Here is a 20,941-nt window from a genome sequence, read left to right as displayed (position 1 = left end):
ACGCACGAGGCGCGCGACGGACCGCGCGCATCGTGCGCAGGCAACACCCGGCATCCAGTACTCAGTATCGCCAACTAATCAGCGAGGGCACGATGGACTGGCTACATCACATCTTTCAGAAATCACCCGAGATTGCGCTGTTTCTGTCGCTCGCAGCCGGCTACTTCATCGGGCAGATCAACTTCGGCAAGTTCCAGTTAGGCGGCGTCGGCGGTTCGCTGCTGGCGGCGGTGGTCATCAGCCAGGCGGGCGTGACGATCGACAACGGCGTGAAGTCGGTGATGTTCGCCGTGTTCATCTACGCGGTCGGCTATGACTCCGGGCCGGGCTTCTTCAATTCGTTGAACCGCAAGACGTTGCGTGAGATCGCGATGGCGGTGTTTCTCGCGGTCAGCGCGTTGATCACCGTGGTGGTGTGCGCGAAGCTGTTCCATCTGAACAAGGGACTCGCGGCCGGTCTTGCCGGCGGCGCGCTGACGCAATCGGCGATCATCGGCACGGCGGGCGACGCGATCGCGCGCCTGGGTCTTCCCGCCGATCAGGTCAAGTTGCTGCAATCGGACGTGGCGATTGCATACGCGGTGACCTATGTGTTCGGCTCGCTCGGCGCGATCATCGTCTGCGTGAACATCCTGCCGAAGTTCATGGGGCAGAGCCTGCGCGACGCGTCGATCGAAGCGGAGCGCGAGCTTGCGGCCGGCGCGCCGTCGCAAGGGCCGGGGCAGGTTCTTGCATTGCCCGAACTGGTGGGCCGCGCGTACAAGATCGACGTCAGTGCGGGCAAGACGGTGAAGGCCGTCGAAACCTTGCATGAAGACTTTCTGACGATCGAGCGCATCAAGCGTGACGGCAAGGCGCTCGACCCCGCGCCCGATCTGGTGCTGCAGCCCGACGACATCGTGCTGGTGGTGGGCCGTCGCGAAGCCGTCGTCGCGTTTGGCTCGAACGGCAACGAGGTCGCCGATGTCGGCGACGTGGGCGTCGTCATGCAGACGCGCGAAGGCGTCTTCACCAAGAAAGGCATGAATCACACGACGCTCGCCGCCGCGCGCCAACTGGTGGACCGCGACATGCGCCACGGCGTCTATATCCAGCGCATCACGCGCGCCGGTCAGCCGCTGCCGATCCTGCCGGAAACCAAGATCGAGCATGGCGACGTGATCACCTTCTACGGTTCGCCGAAAGACACCAAGCGCGCGGTCGACGCCGCCGGCTACGAACTCCCGTATAGCAACAAGACCGACTTCATCTACATGGGCGTCGGTCTCGTGCTGGGTCTGCTGATCGGGCTGATCGTCCTCAACGTCGGCGGCATTCCGCTCACGCTCGGCTCGGGCGGCGGCTGCCTGCTGGCCGGGCTGCTGTTCGGCTGGATGCGCGGCAAGCATCCGATGTACGGTGCGATGCCGTCGGCGGCGTCGCAATTGCTCAAGGACTTCGGGCTCGCCGCGTTCGTCGCGGTGGTGGGCTTGAACTCCGGCTTGCAGGCGGTGGTGACGGTCAAACAGAGTGGCCTGACGATCTTCCTGCTCGGCGTGTTCGTCACGTTGTTCCCGCTGTTGCTGACCATGCTGTTCGGCCGCTACGTGCTCAAGTACAACAACGCCGCGATCCTGGCCGGCGCGCTGTCCGGCTCGCGCAGCGCGAACCCGGCGTTCGGCGGCGTGCTCGACAAGGCGGAAAGCGCGGTGCCGACCGTGCCGTTCGCGATCACCTATGCAATCGCGAACGTCGCGCTGACGCTGCTCGGCCCGCTGGTGGTCGGACTCGTGTAGCGCACGCATTCCTCGATCTCTGGTACGCCGGCAACCGGGCAAAGGTTCGACACGTCGGCGTCTTTCACCTGGCTCATTGGAGAACGCATCATGGCAAAAGAGAAGGGCGACAAGAAACAAGGCGACATGGCGAAGGAAGGCCTGGCCGCGCTCAGCCCGTTCGAACTCAAGGACGAGCTGATCAAGGCCGCCGGCGGCAGCGCGGTGGAGCGGCCGGCGAACGCGTCGATGCTCAACGCCGGGCGCGGCAATCCGAATTTCCTTGCGACCATTCCGCGTCACGGCTTCTGGCAACTCGGCCTCTTTGCGATGCGCGAGTCGGAGCGCTCGTTCGCGTATATGCCGGAGGGCGTCGGCGGCTTTCCGAAAAAGGAAGGCCTGACGGAGCGGTTCGATCTGTTCCTGCGCGAGAACAAGGGGGTGGCGGGCATCGACTTCCTGCGCGGCGCGGTGTCGTATGTGCGCGATCAGCTCGGCTATTCCGCGACCGATTTCCTCTATGAAATGTGCGAAGGGATTCTCGCGTCGAACTACCCGGTGCCGGACCGGATGCTCAAGCTGTCCGAGCTGATCGTCGGGCAGTATTTGCGTCGCGAGATGATCGGCAAGCATCCATTCGTCGGCGAGTTCGATGTGTTCGCGGTGGAAGGCGGCACGGCGGCGATGACCTACATCTTCAACACGATGCGCGAGAATCACCTGATCAAGCCGGGCGACACGATCGCGCTCGGCATGCCGATCTTCACGCCGTACATCGAGATTCCGCGCCTGAACGACTACAGGCTGAACGTCGTGAATCTCGAAGCCGACGTCGCGAACGGCTGGCAGTATTCGAAGAAGGAACTCGACAAGCTGCGCGATCCGAAAGTGAAGGCGTTCTTCCTCGTGAATCCGAGCAATCCGCCGTCGGTGAAGATGGACGACGAGAGCCTTCAGTACATCGCCGACATCGTCAAGGAACGGCCCGACCTGATTCTGCTGACCGACGACGTGTACGGCACTTTCGCGGACAACTTCGTGTCGCTATTCGCGCTTGCACCGAAGAACACGATCCTTGTGTACTCGTATTCGAAGTATTTCGGCGCGACCGGCTGGCGGCTGGGCGCGATCGCGACGCATCGGGACAACGTGCTCGACAAGCTGATCGGCGAGCTGCCGAAAGACGCGAAGGCGCAGTTGCACGAGCGCTACGAGTCGATCACGACCGAGCCGGACAAGCTCAAATTTATCGACCGGCTGGTTGCCGACAGCCGCACCGTCGCGCTGAATCACACGGCGGGTCTGTCGACGCCGCAGCAGGTGCAGATGGTGCTGTTTTCGCTGTTCTCGCTGATGGACACGCCGGATGCGTACAAGAACGCGCTGAAGCGCCTGATCCGCAAGCGCAAGCAGGCGCTTTACGAAGAGGTCGGCATTACGTTCGAGGACGAGGACCCGAACCAGGTCGACTACTACACGATTCTCGACATCGAGTTCCTTGGCGAACGGGCGTATGGCCGCGAATTCGTCGACTGGCTTTACAAGAACACCCAGCCCACCGAGTTGCTGTTCCGGCTCGCGCGTGAAGCGCGGGTGGTGCTGCTGCCGGGCCGGGGCTTCGGAACTCAGCATCCGTCGGGGCGCGTGTCGCTGGCCAATCTCAACGAGGCCGACTACCGGAAAATCGGCCGCGCGCTGCGCAAGCTGATCGAAGAGTATGTCGAGCGTTTCAACGCGGCGACCGGCAAGAAACTCGACAAGACCAAGGTGAAATGACGCACTGCCGTTCGCGCCGCCGTTTGCCTCTCTGTTCGCACTTAGATTGAGACGGCCGGCGCGAACGCGTCGTCAAGCATGGTCAAAAAACTTGCGCAATCGCGCGGATCAGTGAATGATCGGACGAGTGGCCTCGCCGGCGTCATGGTTGGCGAGGCCACACGTTCCTTTGCGTTCTGACATTCACGTACCGACCATGCCGACTTCATCAACTTCCCACGTTGCTTCCGCAGTGCCCTGTCCGGTTGTCGAATCGCTCGACGCCATCCTCCCCGAAGAACCGCTTCTGATGATGGGCGCCGGCCCCGTGCCGATTCCCGCGGCCGTGGCCAAGGCCAACACCATCGTCATCAATCACCTGGGCGGCACGATGGTGAAGGTCATCACGCAGGTGAAGACGATGGCGCGCTACGTGTTCCAGACGCGATCGAAGTGGGTGCTGGGCGTCGCGGGGCCGGGGTCGGCCGCGATGGAAATGGCGATCTCCAACCTGGCGTGGGAAGGCACGCGCGTGTTGTGCATCAAGAACGGCTTCTTCAGCGACCGCATGGGCGAGATGGGCCGGCGCGTCGGCGCGCGGGTGAGTACGCTCGAAGTCGCCGACCGCGCGGTCGCGAGTCTTGACCTGATCGCTGAAACGATCCGCCGCGAGCGGCCCGAGATCGTGACGGTAGTGCAGGGCGAGACGTCGAACACGGTGTGGAATTACCACCTGAAGGACATCGCCGCGCTGGCGAAGGCGGCGGGCGCGCTGGTGATCGTCGACGCGGTGTGCACGTTGAGCACGATGCCGCTGGAAATGGACGCGTGGGGCATCGACGCGGTGATCACCGGCGGGCAGAAGGGTTTGTCGTCGATTCCGGGCGTGTCGCTGATCGCGTTTTCCGACGCGGCATGGGCGCGCGTCAAAGGGCGCACCGCGCCGAATGCGCATTGGTGCCTGGACGCGTCGCTCGCGGAGAACTTCTGGCATAACGCCGGCTATCACTACACGGCGCCGGTGTCGGGCGTGCTCGCGTTGCACGAGGCCTTGCGGCTGGTGTGCGCCGAGACGCTGGAAAAGCGCTTCGCGCGTCATCTGAAGTGTTCGCAGGCATTGCAGCAGGGCGTCACGGCGCTGGGCTTGCAGTTGTACGCGCCGCAGGCTTGCCGGTTGAATTCGGTGGTCGGCATCGAAGTGCCCGGCGGTTTGAGTCCCGCAGATGTCTGCTCGCATATTTCTCGGCAGCATCAGGTGGAAATCTCGGGCTCGTTCGGCTTGCCGATTGTCCGCATCGGGCAGATGGGCGAGCAGTGCCGCGAACATAATCTGTTTCGCACCGTGCATGCGCTCGGCAGGACGATGGTCGATCTCGGCGTGAAGGTCGATTTGCCGGCGGGTGTCGCGGCGCTCGAACGCGGTCTGTCGGGCGGAAGGTAGTTTTTTGCCTGCGCGGCGCGCAGGCAAAAAACAGTTCTGTCACAACGCGGCGGGCAGGTTGGTCACCTTGGCATTGCGCAGATAAAGCACGGTGGACAGCGCCACCGCCGCGGCCGCGGCAATCGCGGCGAACAGGAACACCGACGCATAGCCGAACTCTCCGGCGATGTACCCGGCCAACGGCCCGGTAATCCCCAACGACAGATCCAGGAACACCGAGTACGCGGACAACGCCGCGCCGCGGCTCGCCGGCGGCACGAGCCCGACCGCTTCGACGCCGAGCGCCGGGAATACCAGCGCGAAACCGAAGCCGGTCAATGCGGCGCCGGCCAGCGCGATATGCGGCTCGGGCGCCAGCCACAGCATGAGCAGACCGACGCACTCGAACGAGAACGACGCGATCGCGACGCGGAATCCGCCGTAGGTCTTGATCGTGTTGGCGAACAGCAGGCGCGCGCCGATGAACAACGTGCCGAACACGGTCAGCGACAAAGCCGCATTCGGCCAGTTCTTCGCGGCATAAAACAGCGTGATGAAGGTGGCGATCGAGCCGAAGCCGGCCGAGCCGAGCGCGAGGCCGATGCCATGCGGCAGCACGCGCGTGAACACGCTGCGATACGACATCCGCTCGCCATGAACGACCGGCACCGGCGCGATCAGGCGCGCCAGGTAGTAGCCGAGCGCGGCCAGCGCAATCACCAGAATGCCGAGCGCGGCAAAGCCGATCGAGCGTTCGATCGCGACGCCGAGCGGCGCGCCGATCGCCAGCGCGCCATACGTCGCGATGCCGTTCCACGAAATCACCCGCGCGTTGTTGCTCGTGCCGACCCGGCCGATGCCCCACAGAATCGCGCCGGTGCCGCACAGGCTTTCGCCGAAACCGAGCACGAGGCGGCTAAACACCAGCAGCGTGAGACTCAGCACCGGCCAGTGTCCGCACAACACGGCGACGAGCAGCAGGACCCCGCTCGCGCCGCAACCCAGCAGGCCGATCGATACCGTGCGTTTCGGCCCCAGCGTATCCGCGGAGCGACCGGCGAGCGGGCGCGAGGCCAGCGTCGCCAGGTATTGCACGCTGATCGCCGCACCGGCCAGCACCGCGCTGTAGCCGAGGTCGCCGTGGACGTAGCCGGGCAGCACCGCGAGCGGAATGCCGATTGTCAGGTAGCAAAGAAACGTGAAAAAGACGACCGGAATGATTTGCAGGGTCGTCGCAAATTCGCTGCGAGTTGGCGCTGAGTCGGTGGACATGGGGAAAACGAGACTTGAAATCGGCGAGAAGGCGTGATTTTCCCATGGAACCGATTCTCCTGCTGCGTTTGCATAATTATTTGTCCCGCTGACCGGGCTCGCGAACCCCCGCAGAGTGGCGCGATTTCACTTGCCGGCGCCCGCATTTTTGAATACGCAGCGCCGCATGCCATGATGACCGCTGGCCGTTCACCGGCAAAAACACCCAATACACGGCAAAAAATCGGCTTCAACATAAGCGGACTCGTGCTCAAAACGGCCTCTCTATCGCTTTGCGGATATGTCCCGCATGCGATTCGCGCTATGGGTTGCCTTTATTGACGGTGATAGTTTTCGAACCATCGCTGCAGCACGTCCTGATGGACACAGAACATTCGAGAGTAACGAGACATGACTGAGCCGATTCGCTTTTATCACCGCAACGCGATCCGCGAGATCAAGGACGCACCCGTCACCCGCACGGTCCTCCAGTATCTGCGCGAGGACGCGCATTGCACCGGCACCAAGGAAGGTTGCGCCGAAGGCGATTGCGGCGCGTGCACGGTCGTGCTCGGCGAGCGCAACGAAGCGGACGGTGTCGACTTCAAGGCGGTCAACGCGTGCATCCAGTTCATGCCGACACTCGACGGCAAAGCGCTCTACACCGTCGAAGATTTGCGCCAGCCGGACGGTTCGCTTCATCCGGTGCAGGAGGCGATGGTGGAGTGCCACGGCTCGCAGTGCGGCTTCTGCACGCCGGGCTTCGTCATGTCGATGTGGTCGCTGTACGAGAAGCACGGCCACGAGCAGGGCTGCGCGAACCGCACGGTGCCGTCGCGCGAAGCCATTGGCAATGCGCTGACCGGCAACCTGTGCCGCTGCACCGGCTACCGGCCGATCGTGGATGCGGCCGTGCGCATGTTCGAAGCGCCCGCGCCGAAAGCACCGGTCAATGTCGCCGCGCTCGCCGCGACGCTCGCCACGCTGGAGCGCGACGACACCTTCCACTACGAACACGCCGGCCAGCGGTTCGACGCGCCGCGCAGCGTCGCCGCGCTCGCGAAGCTGAAGGAGGCCGAGCCGGCCACGCGCATTCTGGCGGGCAGCACCGACATCGGGCTGTGGGTCACCAAGCAGATGCGCGAGCTGGGCAACATCGTCTACGTCGGGCAGATCGCCGAATTGCAGAAGCTCGAAACCACGGGCGACTGGATCGAGATCGGCGCGGGCGTGAGCGTCGAAAAGGCGTATGCGGAGATCGCGAAGCAGTACCCCGAGTTGACCGAAATGTGGCAACGCTTCGCGTCGCTGCCGATTCGCAATGCCGGCACGCTCGGCGGCAACATCGCGAACGGTTCGCCGATCGGCGATTCGATGCCGGGGCTGATCGCGCTCGGTGCGCGTGTGATCGTGCGAGGCGGCGAGATCGAGCGCGAGATGCCGCTCGAAGACCTGTACCTCGCGTACCAGAAGAAGGACATGGCGGAGCACGAGTTCGTGCTCGGGCTGAAAGTGCCCACGCGCAGTGGCGCACGTGAAAAACTGCAATTCCGCACCTACAAACTCTCGAAGCGTTTCGATTCGGATATCTCGGCGGTGTGCGCGGCGTTCTCGTTCATCGCCGAAGGCAAGCTGATCCGCGAGCCGCGCATCGCGTTCGGCGGGATGGCCGCGACACCGAAGCGCGCGACCCACGCCGAAGCCGTGCTGCGCGACGCCGAATGGCACGAAGCCACCGCGCAGGCCGCGATGCTCGCGCTCGGCAACGACTACGCGCCGCTGTCCGACATGCGCGCGACCAGCAACTACCGGCTCGAAGCCGCGAAGAACACGCTGTACCGCTTCTGGCTCGAAACGCGGCCGCACAATCCGCTGCCGAAGAGCGCGCTCGACGTGCGCGCGGTCGTCGCCGCGTGCGCGCCTGCTGGCGCGAGCGCCTGATACGCGGGCAAGTCCACGAAGGATACGGAGAACCTCACAATGAATCAGCAAGCCGAGCCGTTCCTGAAAGACCTTCAGGATCTCGACGACTTCACCCAGGTCCACGTCTCGCGTCCGCACGAGTCCGCGCATTTGCACGTGAGCGGCCGCGCCACCTACACCGACGACATCCCGACGCTCGCCGGCACGCTGCACGCCGCGCTCGGACTGTCGTCGAAGGCGCATGCGAAGATCGTGTCGATCTCGGTGGACAAGGTGCGCGCCACGCCCGGCGTGGTCGCGATCTTCACTGCCGACGACATCCCCGGCGTCAACGACGTCGGCCCGATCATCCACGGCGACGATCCGATTCTCGCCGACGGCCTCGTGCAATATATCGGCCAGCCGATCTTCATCGTGGTCGCGACGTCGCATGAAACGGCCCGGCTCGCCGCGCGCCGCGCCGAAGTCGTCTATGAGGAATTGCCGGCGATCCTGACCGCGCAGCAGGCGCGTGCCGCCAACCAGTCCGTACTGCCGCCGATGAAACTCGCGCGCGGCGAAGCCGCCACGAAGATCGCGCGCGCCGCGCATCGCGAGACCGGTGAAATGCTGCTCGGCGGCCAGGAGCAGTTCTATCTGGAAGGGCAGATTTCGTACGCGGTGCCGAAGGATGACGACGGCATGCACGTCTACTGCTCGACGCAGCACCCGACCGAAATGCAGCACCTCGTCGCGCACGCGTTGGGCGTGGCTTCGCACAACGTGCTGATCGAATGCCGGCGCATGGGCGGCGGCTTTGGCGGCAAGGAATCGCAGTCGGGTCTGTTCGCGTGCTGCGCGGCGCTCGCCGCGTGGAAGCTGCTGTGCCCGGTGAAGCTGCGCCCGGACCGCGACGACGACATGATGGTCACCGGCAAGCGCCACGATTTTCACTACACGTATGAAGTCGGCTACGACGACCAGGGTGTGATCGACGGCGTCGCGGTCGACATGACTTCGCGCTGCGGTTTTTCCGCCGACCTGTCCGGCCCGGTGATGACGCGCGCGCTGTGCCACTTCGATAACGCGTACTGGTTGTCGGACGTGACGATCGACGGCTTTTGCGGCAAGACCAACACGCAGTCGAACACCGCGTTTCGCGGCTTCGGCGGCCCGCAAGGCGCGTTCGCGATCGAATACATTCTGGACAACGCTGCGCGCTCGGTGGGCGAGGATGCGCTCGACGTGCGCCGCCGCAATCTGTACGGAAAGACCGAGCGCAACCAGACGCCCTACGGGCAGGTCGTCGAAGACAACGTGATTCATGAGCTGATCGACGAACTGGAAGCGACCAGCGAATACCGCGCGCGCCGCGCGGCGATCGACGAATTCAACGCAAACAACGAAGTGCTGAAGAAGGGGCTCGCGCTGACGCCGGTCAAGTTCGGCATCGCGTTCAACGTCACGCACTTCAACCAGGCCGGCGCGCTCGTGCACATCTACACCGACGGTTCGGTGCTGGTGAACCACGGCGGCACCGAAATGGGCCAGGGTTTGAACACGAAGGTCGCGCAGGTCGTCGCGCATGAACTGGGCGTCGGCTTCAACCGGATTCGCGTGACGGCCACCGATACCAGCAAGATCGCCAATACGTCGGCCACTGCTGCATCGACCGGGTCCGATCTGAACGGCAAGGCCGCGCAGGACGCCGCGCGCCAGTTGCGCGAACGTCTGTCCGCATTTGCCGCCGAGCGTTTCGGCGCGGGGCGGGTGACTGCCGCCGATGTGCGCTTCGCGCACGACCGCGTGATGGTCGGCGATGTGATCGTGCCGTTCGAAGAGGTGATCGCGAAGGCCTACCTCGCGCGGGTCCAGCTCTGGTCGGACGGCTTCTACGCGACGCCGAAGCTCTACTGGGATCAATCGAAGCTGCAAGGCCGGCCGTTCTACTATTACTCGTATGGCGCGGCGGTGGCGGAAGTGGTGATCGACACGCTGACCGGCGAAATGCGCGTGCTGCGCGCGGACGCGCTGCATGACGTGGGCGCGTCGCTGAACCCGGCGCTCGACGTCGGTCAGGTGGAAGGCGCGTTCATCCAGGGGATGGGTTGGCTCACCACCGAAGAGTTGTGTTGGAATGCGGGCGGCAAGCTGATGACGCATGCGCCGTCGACCTACAAGATTCCGACCGTCAACGACACGCCGCCCGACTTCCGCGTGCGGCTCTTTAAAAACCGCAATGCCGAGGACAGCATCCATCGTTCGAAGGCGACCGGCGAGCCGCCGTTGCTGCTGCCGTTCTCGGTGTTCTTCGCGGTGCGCGACGCGGTGTCGGCGGTGGGCGAGCACAAGGTCAATCCGCCGTTGAACGCACCCGCGACCAGCGAGGAAATTCTCAAGGCGGTCGGCGCGGTGCGGGCCGCGGTTGCGGCGGCGCGGCAATGAGCGCGCCGGGTAACGCGCACGTGAATCCTCCGCTCACCGGGATGATCGCCATGAACGATGCTTTGCCCATTCAGATCGGTCGGCGCAGCGCGGTGCCGACGCAGCGTCCGGTGCCGATGCACATCGTGCTGTTCGGCGCGGGACACGTCGGGCATGCGCTCGTCAGGCTGCTCGGCAGCTTGCCGTGCGTGGTCCAGTGGGTCGACGAGCGCGACGAACTGTTCCCTGATGAGACGCCCGCCAACGTGCAGATCGAAGCGACCGACACGCCCGATGCGATCGTCGATACGGCGCCGCCCGGCACGTACTTTCTTGTGATGACGCACAACCACGCGCTCGATTTTTCGCTGGCCGCGCGCATCATGCGGCGACGCGACTTCACTTACTTCGGCATGATCGGCTCGAAGACCAAGCGCGTGAAATTCGAGCGGCGTTTGATCGAGCGCGGGGTGGAGGCGGATCGGCTCGTGGAGATGACGTGCCCGATCGGGGTGGACGGCATCGTCGATAAAGCGCCGTCGGCGATCGCGGTCGCGGTGTGCGCGGAACTGCTGCAAATCCGCACGCGGCAAGTGGTGGCGCAGGTCGCCACGCAAAAGCTCTGCGCGAGCGTTTGACGCGGACTGCGCCTGTCTGCTGTCTGCTGCACCGGCACTCATTCACGCTGGCGCTTTAGCACGGCACACGCGGCACATGCGGTACACATGCGGCACACGCGGGCGTCGCATTCCGGAACGCCCGCGCCGCGCAAAATTTCCCCTTCTACTTGCCCGGCACGTCGTTCTGCCGGGTCCGCTTCCCACGACGCACTTTCCGCGCGACCAATCCATCCGACACTTGCGACATCAACGCGCGCAACCAGCCGACATCGCTCGGCCGGTCCGGCTGCGGATGCCATAGCTGATAGCACTTGATGCGTGGAAACGCGATCGGCACCTCGACCACCGCGAGCGGCAACATGTCGGCGTAGTGCATCGCGAAGCGGCGCGTCGTCGTGAAGATCAGATCCGATTGCAGCAGCGTCTGCGGCACCAGCCCGAAGTAGGGCAGCGTCGCCACGATGCGCCGCTCGGCGTGCGCGCGCGCGAAGCCCGTGTCGATCGCGCCGCCGCGCGCGCCGCTATAGGGCGTCGGCGCGAGATGGGGCGCCGCGAGATACGCTTCGCGCGTCATTGGCGCGCGGGTCAGCGGATGATCGGCGCGCATCAGGCAGACCACGGTATCCGAGAACAGATCGCTGCGTGCGAAACGCGCGTCGGGCTTCGGCCAGTTGCCGATCACCAGATCGAGTTCGCCGGCGTCGAGCGCGGCCGGGTGATCGAGCAGCGGCCCAAGCGATTCGATTTCGAGCCGCGCATGCGGCGCCGCTTCGCGAAACTGCGCGATCACGGTCGGCATGAAGAAGTCGTTCAGATAATCGGGCGCGGCCACGCGAAAAGTGCGGCGCGAGCGGCCGGGGTCGAAGTCGCCATGCGGCGTCGCGACGAAATCGACTTCGCGCAGCACGCGTTGCGCGCTCGCGAGCAGCGATTCGCCGTATTCGGTCGGCACCATGCCCGCTTTGCCGCGCACGAGGATCGGGTCGTTCAGCGTCTCGCGCAGTTTGCGCAGCGCCGTGCTGATGGCCGGCTGGGTCTGATTCAGACGCAGCGCGGTCTGCGTGACGCTGCGCTCGACCAGCAGCGTGCGCAGCACGCGCACGAGCCAGATATCGAGGGAGGCGGCGGTGTCGTCGTCCATGGTTTAAGCGGGGCGGTGCGGGCACGGCGGTTGACGACGAAACGTCGGACGAAGCCGTCGCGCGACACAGCCCGCGTGCGGGGCGCAAAAGGTTATAACCTTAGGCCCGTTTGCGGGGTAGCGGCATAGCGGGTGCGGTATGGCCGGCATCAGCGGGCGTTCGTCGATGCGATCTTATTGTGCGCGAGGCGCAAACCTATGCCGATGCCGGGCGAGCCGCGAATCGCAAACCACTCCGCTGCCCGTGTCGCCTGAAGCCCGACCCGCTCAACGGCACCGTCACTCCACCGCTTAGTCCGCGAGCCCCGACGGCAGCGAGCTGATCCGCTTCACTTCCTGCGATTCGAGCCAGTTCGGCGTGCGCGCGCAGTAGAGCACCATCGGCAACGCGTCTTCGCCCCAGAACAACTGATCGTTCAGACGGAAGGTTGGCACGCCATAGACGCCGAGCCCGATCGCGTCCGCCGTATTGCGCTGCAATTGCGCTTTCACTTCCTCGCTCTTGATGCGCTCCGGACCGTCCGGCATGCCGACGCGTTCGCACAACTCGGCGAAGGCCGCATCGCTCGACGGGTCGCGGCCTTCACGCCAGATGAAACGAAAGATCTCGCGCACGAAGCTGATGTCGCCGTTCGCGGCGGTGGCCAGCAGTAATGGCTTCATCGAATCGAACGGGTGCACCGGCGGCATCTTGTACGGGATGCCGAGTTGCTCCGCGCGAAACAGCGCATGCCGGTACATGAAGGTGCGCTTGGCGGGCACGCTGTACGCGGGCCGCTGTCCCCAGTGGGCGTACAGGTCGTTCAGCACGACCGGCGTGAACGCGAAGTCGAAGCCGGGCCATTTGTCGTGTTGCTCGAGCAACAGGTAGGTGAACGGCGAGACAAAGTCGTAAAACCACAGCGGTTGCCTGGCGTCGATGCCAACGGTCATAAATGTCTCCCGAATTGCCTGTCTGACGATGTTCGCTACAACGTCAAAATTGTAATGATCTTACGCGGTGCGGCTCCGGCTTGCACCCGTCAATATGGTTTGGAACCTTTGCCGCCGGAGTCGGCCGGGTGATCGGGCGTCGCGCCGAGTTCCGCTGCTTCGGAGGCCTCGTGGGCCTCTCGCGGCTTATGCGTCCCAGGTGCCTCATGCGGTTCTCGGGCTTCGGCGGAGGAGGGCGGTGCGGGTTCGGCGCCGCCGGCTTCGTTCGGTGCGTCGGTCGTGTCGCCGACCCGGCTGGCTGACTCGCCATCCAACTCGTCATTCGACCCGCCGTCCGCGGAGTCGCCCGCTTCATCGCGCTGTACCTCGCGACTTTCCGTCAGCCGCCGACGCACGAAGCCGATATGCTCGCGCAGCACATAAAACTGGTCCGCATACGCGAGCGGCATCTTCAATCCGTTGACCGAATCCTCGATCGCGTCGAGCCGCTCGATCAGCGACGCGCGCTCCGCCGACGAGTGTTCGCTGAGCGCGCTGCGCTCGATCGCGATCAGCGAGCCGTACCAGCGATAAATCCGCGATTTCACCCGCCACGCATACAGCCCCGGCACGACACGCAACGCCGGCACCAGCAGCACCACCAACGGCACCACGATCACCAGCAGCCGGTCGGCGAGACTCGCGACCCAGAACGGCAGCATCCGGTAGAGGAAGCTCTTGCCCGACTTGTAGTAGCGCGCGGCGTCGTCGCTGATCGGGAAGTCATGCGCGAGCGGTGCGGGGAATTCGCCGGCGCGCTGCATGATGGTCGCGCCGCCGTGCACTTCGCGCGCGGCTTCGATCAGCAGATCCGACAGCGCGGGATGCAGCGAGTCGCGCGCCACCAGCTCGGCGGTCGGCGCGACGATGCTGATCGACGCCGACGGCAGATTCTTGCCGAGGTCGAACGATCCCATCGGCATCTTCAACTGCGTCAGATACGGGAAGCGGCGCGTGTACGCCTCGGCCTGCGTGAAATCGTAGAAGCGCACGTTCGGTGTGCGATACAACTTGCCCATCACCGCCGGCTGCGCCGAATCGCCGGCGAGGAAGGCCGCGTCGACCTTGCCGGAGATGAGCGCGTCGGCGGCGTCGTCACCGGACAGCGGCAGCAGTTTGGTCGCGCCGCCCGGCACGATGCCATTGGCCTTGAGCAACGTGAGCGCGAGCTCGCGCGTGCCGCTGCCCTCGGCGCCGACCGCGAGGCGCTGGCCCTTGAACTCCGACAGCCACATGACGGGCGGCCCGTGATAGAAGACCGCGAGCGGCACATAGGCGACGCTGCCGAGCGACATCAGATTCTTGTCCACCGCGCCGGGCGCGATGCCGCCTTGCACGAAGCCGACATCGACGTTCGACCGCCGGTCCGAGAGCCGCTTGAGATTCTGCAGCGAGCCTTCCGAAGCCAGCACGTTCACGGTGATGCGGTTGCGCGCCAGAATCGCCTTGTACTTCTGCGCGGCATTCCAGAAGGTGCTGCCTTCGGGACCGGTGGTGATCGTCAGCGTACTGGGCGGGGCGGGCTGGATGAGCCGCACGGCGGCCCAGATCGCGACGACGGCGAGCAGCACGAGCGGCCCGAACGACACCGCGAGATCGCGCCAGGAGATCGCGACGAAACGGGCGACGAGACGGGGAGGGCTTCTGCGGCCGGGAGCGGGCTTCATCGGATGACGTGACGGCTACGGTCGAAAGTGGACAGGGGCGGCGCTCTGCGGCGCACGAACCGCGTGAGACGCGCGGCGCGCGCGAGCCCGGCCGGGCCGGCCACGGCGGATGTCGGGCAAGCCGCGCGGCCACGCGCGTCGCGCCGATGGTACCTGAGATTCACAGGACGGCGAAACGCGTGGCGGCGCAAGACGCCGACAAACCCGTAACAAATCGTGAGCGCCGGGTGACCGGGTGTGACGCCGGCGTGAACGCGGCATGGCCGTGATGCCACGCGGACGACTAAACCCTTTGCGCTTCCGGCTCGTGTGCATTAAATTGAGCATCGCTGCCGCGAACCAGGGTTTGCGCGGCGTGACCCGGCACGACACACCAGAACCGGGCCCGCCGACGATCCTCGCGGCTTGCCGGTTCCATACCGCGTGCATGCCCGCCATCGCATGCGGCACCTGGCAGCCAGCTTCTCCCGCCTCTCGCACATCGTGTTGCAGCCATAGTCGGCCGGCGGCGCGACGCACTTCGACGCGTCTCGCGCAGGTCGCCCGTAGTCGTAACGAAGCCGCTTCTACACGCGGTCCAATGTGAAACCAAGGAGAAGGGAAACTATGAAATCGGTCGGTTATCTGAAAGCACTGGGTTCGGTTGTGGCAATGGTGTTGGCATGCAACGTCGTCTACGCGCAGTCGAACGATGCGCCGTCATCGGCGGCGTCGTCCGTCAAGGCCGGCAAGCGCGCGAACAACCAGCTGGGCCGCAAGGTCCGCGGCGCGCTCACCAAGACGCAAGGCCTCGACGTATCGAACATCTCCGTGCGCGCTCGCGGCGGTGCGGTGACACTGTCGGGCACGGTGCCGGACCAAGGCCAGATCGATGCAGCCGGCGAAGCCGCGAAGGGCGTCGCAGGCGTGAAGTCGGTGTCGAACAAACTGACCGTCATGCAACAGTAAGCAGTTCGCCACGAGTGCGCGGCACGAATCGGGCCGCGCCCGGCGAGCGCGAGTCGCGCACGCGATCCCACGCTGTTTGAGCGGTTCGATACCGCGCGCGCGGTCCTGAAGCAGAGAAGCACGAGGGCTCCGGCACTACGCCGGAGCTTTTTTTTCGCCCTTGTTTTTAGCCCTTGTTTTTTGTCGTGATGTTTTCGTGAAAGCGTGATGACGGTTCCCGCCGTCGCGACGAGTTCTTCGTGCGCTGCAACACAGACTCGACGGCTCGCGAAGCGTACTGTGACGCATGGGAATCGGAGTCAGGCTATGGGAACCACGCTTTTTCGTTATACCGATCTGCCGATCGGCGATCGGGCGGCATTCGAACTGGTGTGCGCGCGGCACGGCTACGCGCCGGTGCACTTCGACATCAGCGCCAGCGCGAAGGCCGGCGAGCCCGCGCACGAGCGTCTCGTCACGGTGCGGCGCGCCGGCTGGACGCAGTCGTATCGCGACCTTCATGGTCAATGGATCAGGCAGTTCGAGGCCGATCTGACCTGCCGGTTTTTCAAGTAGCGGCACGGGTCGGGCGGCGTGCTGTCGATGTCGGCGCTGAGGCCGGTGCTCAAGTCGGTGCCGACGTCAGCGCCTGGGTCCGTCGTGACTTTGGCGGCTGAGTTCGGGCGTCAGGCCATCACGAGGCGCACGCCGACCAGCGTCAGCGTAGCGGCGAGCAGGTTGCGCAGCAGCGCATCGGGCGCGCGCGACGACAGATAGCTGCCGATCGCAATGCCCGGCAGCGAGCCCACCAGCAGCGACAACAGCATCGACCAGTCGACCGAACCGAGCAGCCAATGACCCGCGCCCGCCAGCAGCGTGAGCGGCACCGCATGCGCGATGTCCGAACCGACGATCCGCGTGGTTGGCAGCAACGGATACAGCAGCAGTAACACCGTCACGCCGATCGCGCCCGCGCCCACCGATGTCAGCGACACCAGCACGCCGAGGATCGCGCCCGTCAGCATGGTTAGCGCGAGCGTGCGCCCCTGCTTCGGCTTGCGCTGGCCGCGCGCGCCGAGCGCCGCGAGTTGCGGCCGGAACACCAGCGCCACCGCTGTCACCAGCAACGCCACGCCGAGCACGATCTGGATCAGCCGGCTCGCGCCCGGCGTGTCCATCCCGTAGCGATGCAGCAGGATCAGCGTGATCGTCGCGGCCGGTACGCTGCCGGCGGCGAGGCGCAGTGTGATCTGCCAGTCGACCGAGCCTTTCAGCCCATGCACCAGGGTGCCGGTCGCCTTGGTCGCGGCCGCGTACAGCAAGTCGGTGCCGACCGCGGTGGCCGGATGCACGTTGAACAGCAGGACCAGGATCGGCGTCATCAGCGAGCCGCCGCCGACGCCCGTCAGTCCGACCAGAAAGCCGACGAACAGGCCGGAGACGGAGTACAGCAGATCGATGTGGGGAAGTGCCATTGAGCGGACCGCTGACGGTCGGATGGGTGAGATGGTTGGGCGGCAGGGCCGGCGCGTGTGAGCCGCCGCGCGCCGCTGGCACTTGGTGTGCAGGTTGCGGGTGGCTACTCTACCCAGGCGCGCCACGGGCCGCCGCGGCGCGGCGAAAGCCGCTATTGTCGCAAAACTGCTGCGCTTGCGTGCGCGATCGGGGCAGAGGCGCCTGCGCGGGGTTTGGGGGCGGCGGGAGTGGCTTGGAGTGCGGCTCGGCGTGCAGTGCGGCGTACGCTTCAAAGTACGGCTCAAAGTACGGCCCGATGTACTGCTCAAAGCGGACTCAAAGTACGGGTCAAAGCGCGGCCCAAGTGCGGCCGGGCGCCTCGCCGCAAGCGCAACTCAAAGCGCCCGGCGAATCTCGACGACCCCAAATGCCGCCAGCGTGAGCCCCACCACGCGGTCGATCGCAACCCGCAGCCTGGCGCCGATCGCGTGACGCGCGAGCGACACCACCGTCACGAGAAAGCACCACCACGCGATCGAGCCGACGAACACGCCACCCACCGTGGTCAGCGCGATCGCGGGAGAGAACGCGCCGCGCGGTGCGAGCGTCGTGAAGAGCGCGGCGAACATGATGACGGTCTGCGGATTGGTCAGCGTGAGCAGCAACGCGCTCGCGTAAGCGCGCAGTGCGCCGGCGCGGCCCACCTGGGCGAGCCGGCCGTCGCCGTTGCCGTTCGAGGTGTCGGCGGGCGGCTTCTGCAGCAGCGTGCGCACGCCGAGATAAAGCAGGAACAGACCGGCGAGCAGATGCAACGGGCGATCGTAAGCGAGCATGAACTGCGAGATGCCAACGAGGCCGAGCGCCGCGATCAGTCCGTAGAACGCGTCGCCGGACGCGATGCCGAAGCCGATCGCAAGTCCCGCGCGCGGGCCGCCCGTCAATGTCCGGCGGATGCACAGCATGCCCATCGGACCGACCGGCGCGGCAATCGCGAGGCCGACGCCCGCAGCAGTGAGAAAGAGACTGGTGGTGGACATGGGGAAGCCCTTGAGCGGTGGTTCTTGTTGGTGCCGCGAGTGGAGTTGTTGTCGCGGTTTATTTTTCGTGCAGTACCGCGATCCATGCGGTTTGCGCCGCCGGGCGCGCTTGCGCGTCCGTCAGCATAGCGAGACAGAAAATCCCGGGCAAGCGCGTGATCGACGGGCGCCCTTGGACGTGAACAGGGCGTTCACGTTCTTTCGGCGCGATGACGTTGGCGGTGGCGATGACGGCGATCCCACCGCCCGGTCCTTCCAGGCAGCGCCATTGCCAGCTGATAAAGCACTTCGGCCCGCCGGGTAAGGGCGGGCCGACTCGTTCAATGCTTCTTCTGTGTCGCCGAGACGCTCGGCGCTACACGGATCGGCGTCCCGCCGGATGGCGACGTGGCAGGTTGCGGTTTCTTCTCCTGCTTCGGTTTTTTGACTTCGCGGTTGCTGCGCATTTGACCTTTTGCCATGACGAACTCCCAGTTGGCGTTTTGCTCCAGAGGGGAGCAGTCATCTAGTTTGCGCTGATTTCGCCGCCGATGCCGGAATTTTTATGAGCTCGCGCGTTCGCAGGCCATGCCGGACGCATATGCGCGCCGCGAGCGCGCTAGCAATTCCGCTGTTCGTCGCTGCGCGCGAGTCGATCCGACACCTGCGCGAGCAGCAGTGCCAGAGTCGCCGCGCCGATTGCGGCAAACAGGAATGCGCCGACCATTGCGGCCAGTATTAGCAGCGCCCATGAAAGGCTGTTCATATGGAATGCTCCAGCGTGTGGTCACGCATGGTAGCGCCACGGCGCCGCCGTTTTCCGTGCGCTGGCGCGCGTCGACCCCGGTACATCGCTTCGCGCTATCGGCTTATCGCCTGAGCTTGTGCGGACATTGCGCTCGCTCCACGTGGTCAACGGAACGTGACCCGCGTATGCCTCACGCGACCACGCGTGGTGAAAATTGCAGAGCGATTGGCGCGTTTCAATGGCGGATTGAACCGCGTTCTTCCTCGACGTAATCGGCGCGAGCCCGTCGATCGCCGCGCGACAGGTGCCGTTTACCGTATTCATGATTTGCCACGGGTATCGCCGGTCTATTGCACTCACGTCACTCAGGCCCATCACGCAATCCGCCCGATTAAATCGGCATTTCGCCACGCCGAGAACTTATTGCCGTGACGCGGCCAGCGTTCCTTGTCCCACATAGCTTTATTCGGTAAAGCGAGGCCTGCTGCGGCCGCATCAGAGAAAGCGCAAACGGTAAAGACGGCTAAACTCATTTGGCCTATCTCCCGAAAAAAAATATCTTCGAATGTGCGAGATCGCGGGCGAATCGAATTGTCCGCGCGTCATTTTCGAGGGGCCTCGCAGTGTGCGGTGGCGTACTTAAACATCCCATTGCGTGCACTAAGATTCGCGAAATGCCTATTCATTCGTAGCGAACCGTAGTCGCGCTGCGAATTAATGCGGGGGAAAAGAGGTGAGCCCGGTCGTTCGGTCCTCACTTCGCTTCCTGCGTAGGCAATGCGCCAACATGTCCGCACTTTCGGTCATCGCGGCTGGGCGCTGGACCGGCCGTCACTATGATGTCCTTACGAAGCGGGACTCTTCGTGGCCGTCAAGGTGAACAGTGGATCCTTTAGTTGGGAAGAGGATGACTATGACCTGCTCGAGTCTCGAGTCCGCAATGCTGCGCTGGGTGCACGCTCCGAACAAGGGGACGCGTCGCATCGCGCTCCTGATGTTCAACGACTGCTCGTTGCAAGGCGCGGGCGTGGTGGCCGAGGTCTTCCAGGCGGCGAACGAGCTCGCTTCGTCCGACACCGGCGGCTGGTTTTACGACGTGGCTTTTCTCTCCGCCGACGGCGGCATGGTGAGGTCGTCGTCGGGACTGCGGGTGTGGACCGAGCAACTCGATGCACGGCATGACGCCGGCTTCGATGCGTTGTACGTGGCAGGCGGCAAGGGTGCGGGCGTGGCCGCCGGCGACACTCGACTGATCGCGTGGCTGCGCCGCATTCGCCACGCGGCCGGCGTGATCCGGCCGATTGCGGAGGGCCAGGCGTTGCTGGATGCGGCGTACCCGGGCGACGGCAATACGAGCGTCGATCCGCGGCCGCAGGAGCCGGGCGTCGAGGCGGCCGGCCGGCTCGAATCGATGAGAAGCGCGCTCGCGATGATCAAGCGCGATCTGGGCGCGGCCACCGCGCGCTCGGTGGCCGAACGCCTGCTCGCCGATTCGTGCTCGAACCTCGCGCCGCTGCTTGGCGAAGACGGCGGCCTGAGTCCCGGCGACAAGGTGCGCGCAGCGGCGCGCTGGTTGCAGGAGAACTGCCAGCAGGCGATTTCGATCGCCGATGCGGCGCAGGTCGCGGCAATGAGCGAGCGCAACTTTTTGCGCCGCTTCAAGATGGAAATGGGCATCACGCCGTCGAACTTTCTGCTGCACGAACGCCTCGCGGTGACGTGCAGCCTGTTGACCGAATCCGAATTGCCGGTCGACAAGATTGCGCGGCGCACCGGCATGGGCAACGGCGACCGGCTCGCCAAAGTGTTTCGCAAGCGGATGAGAATTTCTCCGACCGAATTCAGGATTCAAAGCCGGCGCATGGCCGGCGAGTAGGACCGACGGGGGA

The 20,941-nt window shown here is 65.0% G+C and carries 16 protein-coding genes; 9 read left to right on the top strand and 7 right to left on the bottom strand.

What is annotated here, in order from left to right:
- Nucleotides 1-92 precede the first annotated feature (92 nt).
- From aspT to BGI01S_RS20755, 3 genes are all read left to right on the top strand, one after another.
- Nucleotides 93-1,775, top strand: coding sequence for an aspartate-alanine antiporter (gene aspT / locus BGI01S_RS20765; protein WP_042327891.1), 1,683 nt, complete (start codon nt 93-95; stop codon nt 1,773-1,775).
- A gap of 90 nt (nt 1,776-1,865) precedes the next feature.
- On the top strand, nt 1,866-3,530 hold the full coding sequence (locus BGI01S_RS20760) for a bifunctional aspartate transaminase/aspartate 4-decarboxylase (protein ID WP_042327890.1): 1,665 nt from the start codon (nt 1,866-1,868) through the stop codon (nt 3,528-3,530).
- Nucleotides 3,531-3,726: 196 nt separating this feature from the next.
- Nucleotides 3,727-4,950, top strand: a complete 1,224-nt coding sequence (locus BGI01S_RS20755; protein WP_042327889.1) for a pyridoxal-phosphate-dependent aminotransferase family protein — start codon at nt 3,727-3,729, stop codon at nt 4,948-4,950.
- 39 nt (nt 4,951-4,989) lie between these two features.
- Here the strand turns inward: BGI01S_RS20755 and BGI01S_RS20750 are convergent, their stop codons facing one another.
- Nucleotides 4,990-6,201: an MFS transporter gene (locus BGI01S_RS20750; protein ID WP_042327888.1), complete on the bottom strand. Its 1,212-nt coding sequence runs from the start codon at nt 6,199-6,201 to the stop codon at nt 4,990-4,992.
- A gap of 390 nt (nt 6,202-6,591) precedes the next feature.
- On the opposite strand from BGI01S_RS20750, the gene xdhA reads away from it, so the two are divergent.
- The 3 genes from xdhA to xdhC are packed head-to-tail and all read left to right on the top strand — an operon-like array spanning nt 6,592 to nt 11,144.
- Nucleotides 6,592-8,121 (top strand): xanthine dehydrogenase small subunit, encoded by a 1,530-nt coding sequence (gene xdhA / locus BGI01S_RS20745; protein WP_042327887.1) that lies wholly within the window; start codon nt 6,592-6,594, stop codon nt 8,119-8,121.
- Nucleotides 8,122-8,160: 39 nt separating this feature from the next.
- A complete protein-coding gene (gene xdhB, locus BGI01S_RS20740) occupies nt 8,161-10,527 on the top strand; it encodes a xanthine dehydrogenase molybdopterin binding subunit (protein WP_042327886.1) in 2,367 nt (788 codons plus the stop codon).
- Nucleotides 10,528-10,577: 50 nt separating this feature from the next.
- A complete protein-coding gene (gene xdhC, locus BGI01S_RS20735) occupies nt 10,578-11,144 on the top strand; it encodes a xanthine dehydrogenase accessory protein XdhC (protein WP_042327907.1) in 567 nt (188 codons plus the stop codon).
- A gap of 145 nt (nt 11,145-11,289) precedes the next feature.
- Here the strand turns inward: xdhC and BGI01S_RS20730 are convergent, their stop codons facing one another.
- The 3 genes from BGI01S_RS20730 to BGI01S_RS20720 all read right to left on the bottom strand — a co-directional run bounded on the left by BGI01S_RS20730 (nt 11,290) and on the right by BGI01S_RS20720 (nt 14,906).
- Complete coding sequence (locus BGI01S_RS20730; protein WP_042327885.1) at nt 11,290-12,267, bottom strand: LysR substrate-binding domain-containing protein; 978 nt, start codon at nt 12,265-12,267, stop codon at nt 11,290-11,292.
- 291 nt (nt 12,268-12,558) lie between these two features.
- Entirely contained in the window at nt 12,559-13,200 is a 642-nt protein-coding gene (locus tag BGI01S_RS20725; RefSeq protein ID WP_042327884.1) for a 2-hydroxychromene-2-carboxylate isomerase, read from the bottom strand.
- Between the two features lie 89 nt (nt 13,201-13,289).
- Entirely contained in the window at nt 13,290-14,906 is a 1,617-nt protein-coding gene (locus BGI01S_RS20720) for a TAXI family TRAP transporter solute-binding subunit (RefSeq protein ID WP_042327883.1), read from the bottom strand.
- 606 nt (nt 14,907-15,512) lie between these two features.
- Between BGI01S_RS20720 and BGI01S_RS20715 the strand changes: the two genes are divergently transcribed.
- Complete coding sequence (locus BGI01S_RS20715; protein ID WP_042327882.1) at nt 15,513-15,854, top strand: BON domain-containing protein; 342 nt, start codon at nt 15,513-15,515, stop codon at nt 15,852-15,854.
- 306 nt (nt 15,855-16,160) lie between these two features.
- The gene (locus BGI01S_RS20710; RefSeq protein WP_042327881.1) at nt 16,161-16,409 is read left to right on the top strand and encodes a hypothetical protein; all 249 of its coding nucleotides are present in this window, start codon (nt 16,161-16,163) and stop codon (nt 16,407-16,409) included.
- Nucleotides 16,410-16,519: 110 nt separating this feature from the next.
- On the opposite strand, the gene BGI01S_RS20705 is transcribed toward BGI01S_RS20710, so the two are convergent.
- From BGI01S_RS20705 to BGI01S_RS30630, 3 genes are all read right to left on the bottom strand, one after another.
- Nucleotides 16,520-17,308, bottom strand: a complete 789-nt coding sequence (locus BGI01S_RS20705) for a sulfite exporter TauE/SafE family protein (protein WP_042327880.1) — start codon at nt 17,306-17,308, stop codon at nt 16,520-16,522.
- Between the two features lie 375 nt (nt 17,309-17,683).
- Nucleotides 17,684-18,325, bottom strand: coding sequence for a LysE family translocator (locus tag BGI01S_RS20700; protein WP_042327879.1), 642 nt, complete (start codon nt 18,323-18,325; stop codon nt 17,684-17,686).
- Nucleotides 18,326-18,923: 598 nt separating this feature from the next.
- Complete coding sequence (locus tag BGI01S_RS30630) at nt 18,924-19,070, bottom strand: hypothetical protein (RefSeq protein WP_167335668.1); 147 nt, start codon at nt 19,068-19,070, stop codon at nt 18,924-18,926.
- Nucleotides 19,071-19,965: 895 nt separating this feature from the next.
- Here BGI01S_RS30630 and BGI01S_RS20695 point away from each other — a divergent pair.
- The gene (locus BGI01S_RS20695) at nt 19,966-20,928 is read left to right on the top strand and encodes a helix-turn-helix domain-containing protein (RefSeq protein WP_042327878.1); all 963 of its coding nucleotides are present in this window, start codon (nt 19,966-19,968) and stop codon (nt 20,926-20,928) included.
- Nucleotides 20,929-20,941: the final 13 nt, after the last annotated feature.

This window comes from Paraburkholderia ginsengisoli NBRC 100965 (assembly GCF_000739735.1).
GTDB lineage: Bacteria > Pseudomonadota > Gammaproteobacteria > Burkholderiales > Burkholderiaceae > Paraburkholderia > Paraburkholderia ginsengisoli.
The sequence above is the reverse complement of the archived record's forward strand: the minus strand, read 5'-3'. Positions and strand labels throughout refer to the sequence as shown.

Coding starts and splice junctions, on each gene's coding strand:
- BGI01S_RS20700 (WP_042327879.1), bottom strand. CDS start 18,325: ATGTCCACCACCAGTCTCTTTCTCACTGCTGCGGGCGTCGGCCTCGCG.
- BGI01S_RS20725 (WP_042327884.1), bottom strand. CDS start 13,200: ATGACCGTTGGCATCGACGCCAGGCAACCGCTGTGGTTTTACGACTTT.
- xdhA (WP_042327887.1), top strand. CDS start 6,592: ATGACTGAGCCGATTCGCTTTTATCACCGCAACGCGATCCGCGAGATC.
- xdhC (WP_042327907.1), top strand. CDS start 10,578: ATGAACGATGCTTTGCCCATTCAGATCGGTCGGCGCAGCGCGGTGCCG.
- BGI01S_RS20750 (WP_042327888.1), bottom strand. CDS start 6,201: ATGTCCACCGACTCAGCGCCAACTCGCAGCGAATTTGCGACGACCCTG.
- BGI01S_RS20705 (WP_042327880.1), bottom strand. CDS start 17,308: ATGGCACTTCCCCACATCGATCTGCTGTACTCCGTCTCCGGCCTGTTC.
- BGI01S_RS20730 (WP_042327885.1), bottom strand. CDS start 12,267: ATGGACGACGACACCGCCGCCTCCCTCGATATCTGGCTCGTGCGCGTG.
- BGI01S_RS20755 (WP_042327889.1), top strand. CDS start 3,727: ATGCCGACTTCATCAACTTCCCACGTTGCTTCCGCAGTGCCCTGTCCG.
- BGI01S_RS20720 (WP_042327883.1), bottom strand. CDS start 14,906: ATGAAGCCCGCTCCCGGCCGCAGAAGCCCTCCCCGTCTCGTCGCCCGT.
- BGI01S_RS20715 (WP_042327882.1), top strand. CDS start 15,513: ATGAAATCGGTCGGTTATCTGAAAGCACTGGGTTCGGTTGTGGCAATG.
- xdhB (WP_042327886.1), top strand. CDS start 8,161: ATGAATCAGCAAGCCGAGCCGTTCCTGAAAGACCTTCAGGATCTCGAC.
- BGI01S_RS20760 (WP_042327890.1), top strand. CDS start 1,866: ATGGCAAAAGAGAAGGGCGACAAGAAACAAGGCGACATGGCGAAGGAA.
- BGI01S_RS20710 (WP_042327881.1), top strand. CDS start 16,161: ATGGGAACCACGCTTTTTCGTTATACCGATCTGCCGATCGGCGATCGG.
- BGI01S_RS30630 (WP_167335668.1), bottom strand. CDS start 19,070: ATGAACAGCCTTTCATGGGCGCTGCTAATACTGGCCGCAATGGTCGGC.
- BGI01S_RS20695 (WP_042327878.1), top strand. CDS start 19,966: ATGACCTGCTCGAGTCTCGAGTCCGCAATGCTGCGCTGGGTGCACGCT.
- aspT (WP_042327891.1), top strand. CDS start 93: ATGGACTGGCTACATCACATCTTTCAGAAATCACCCGAGATTGCGCTG.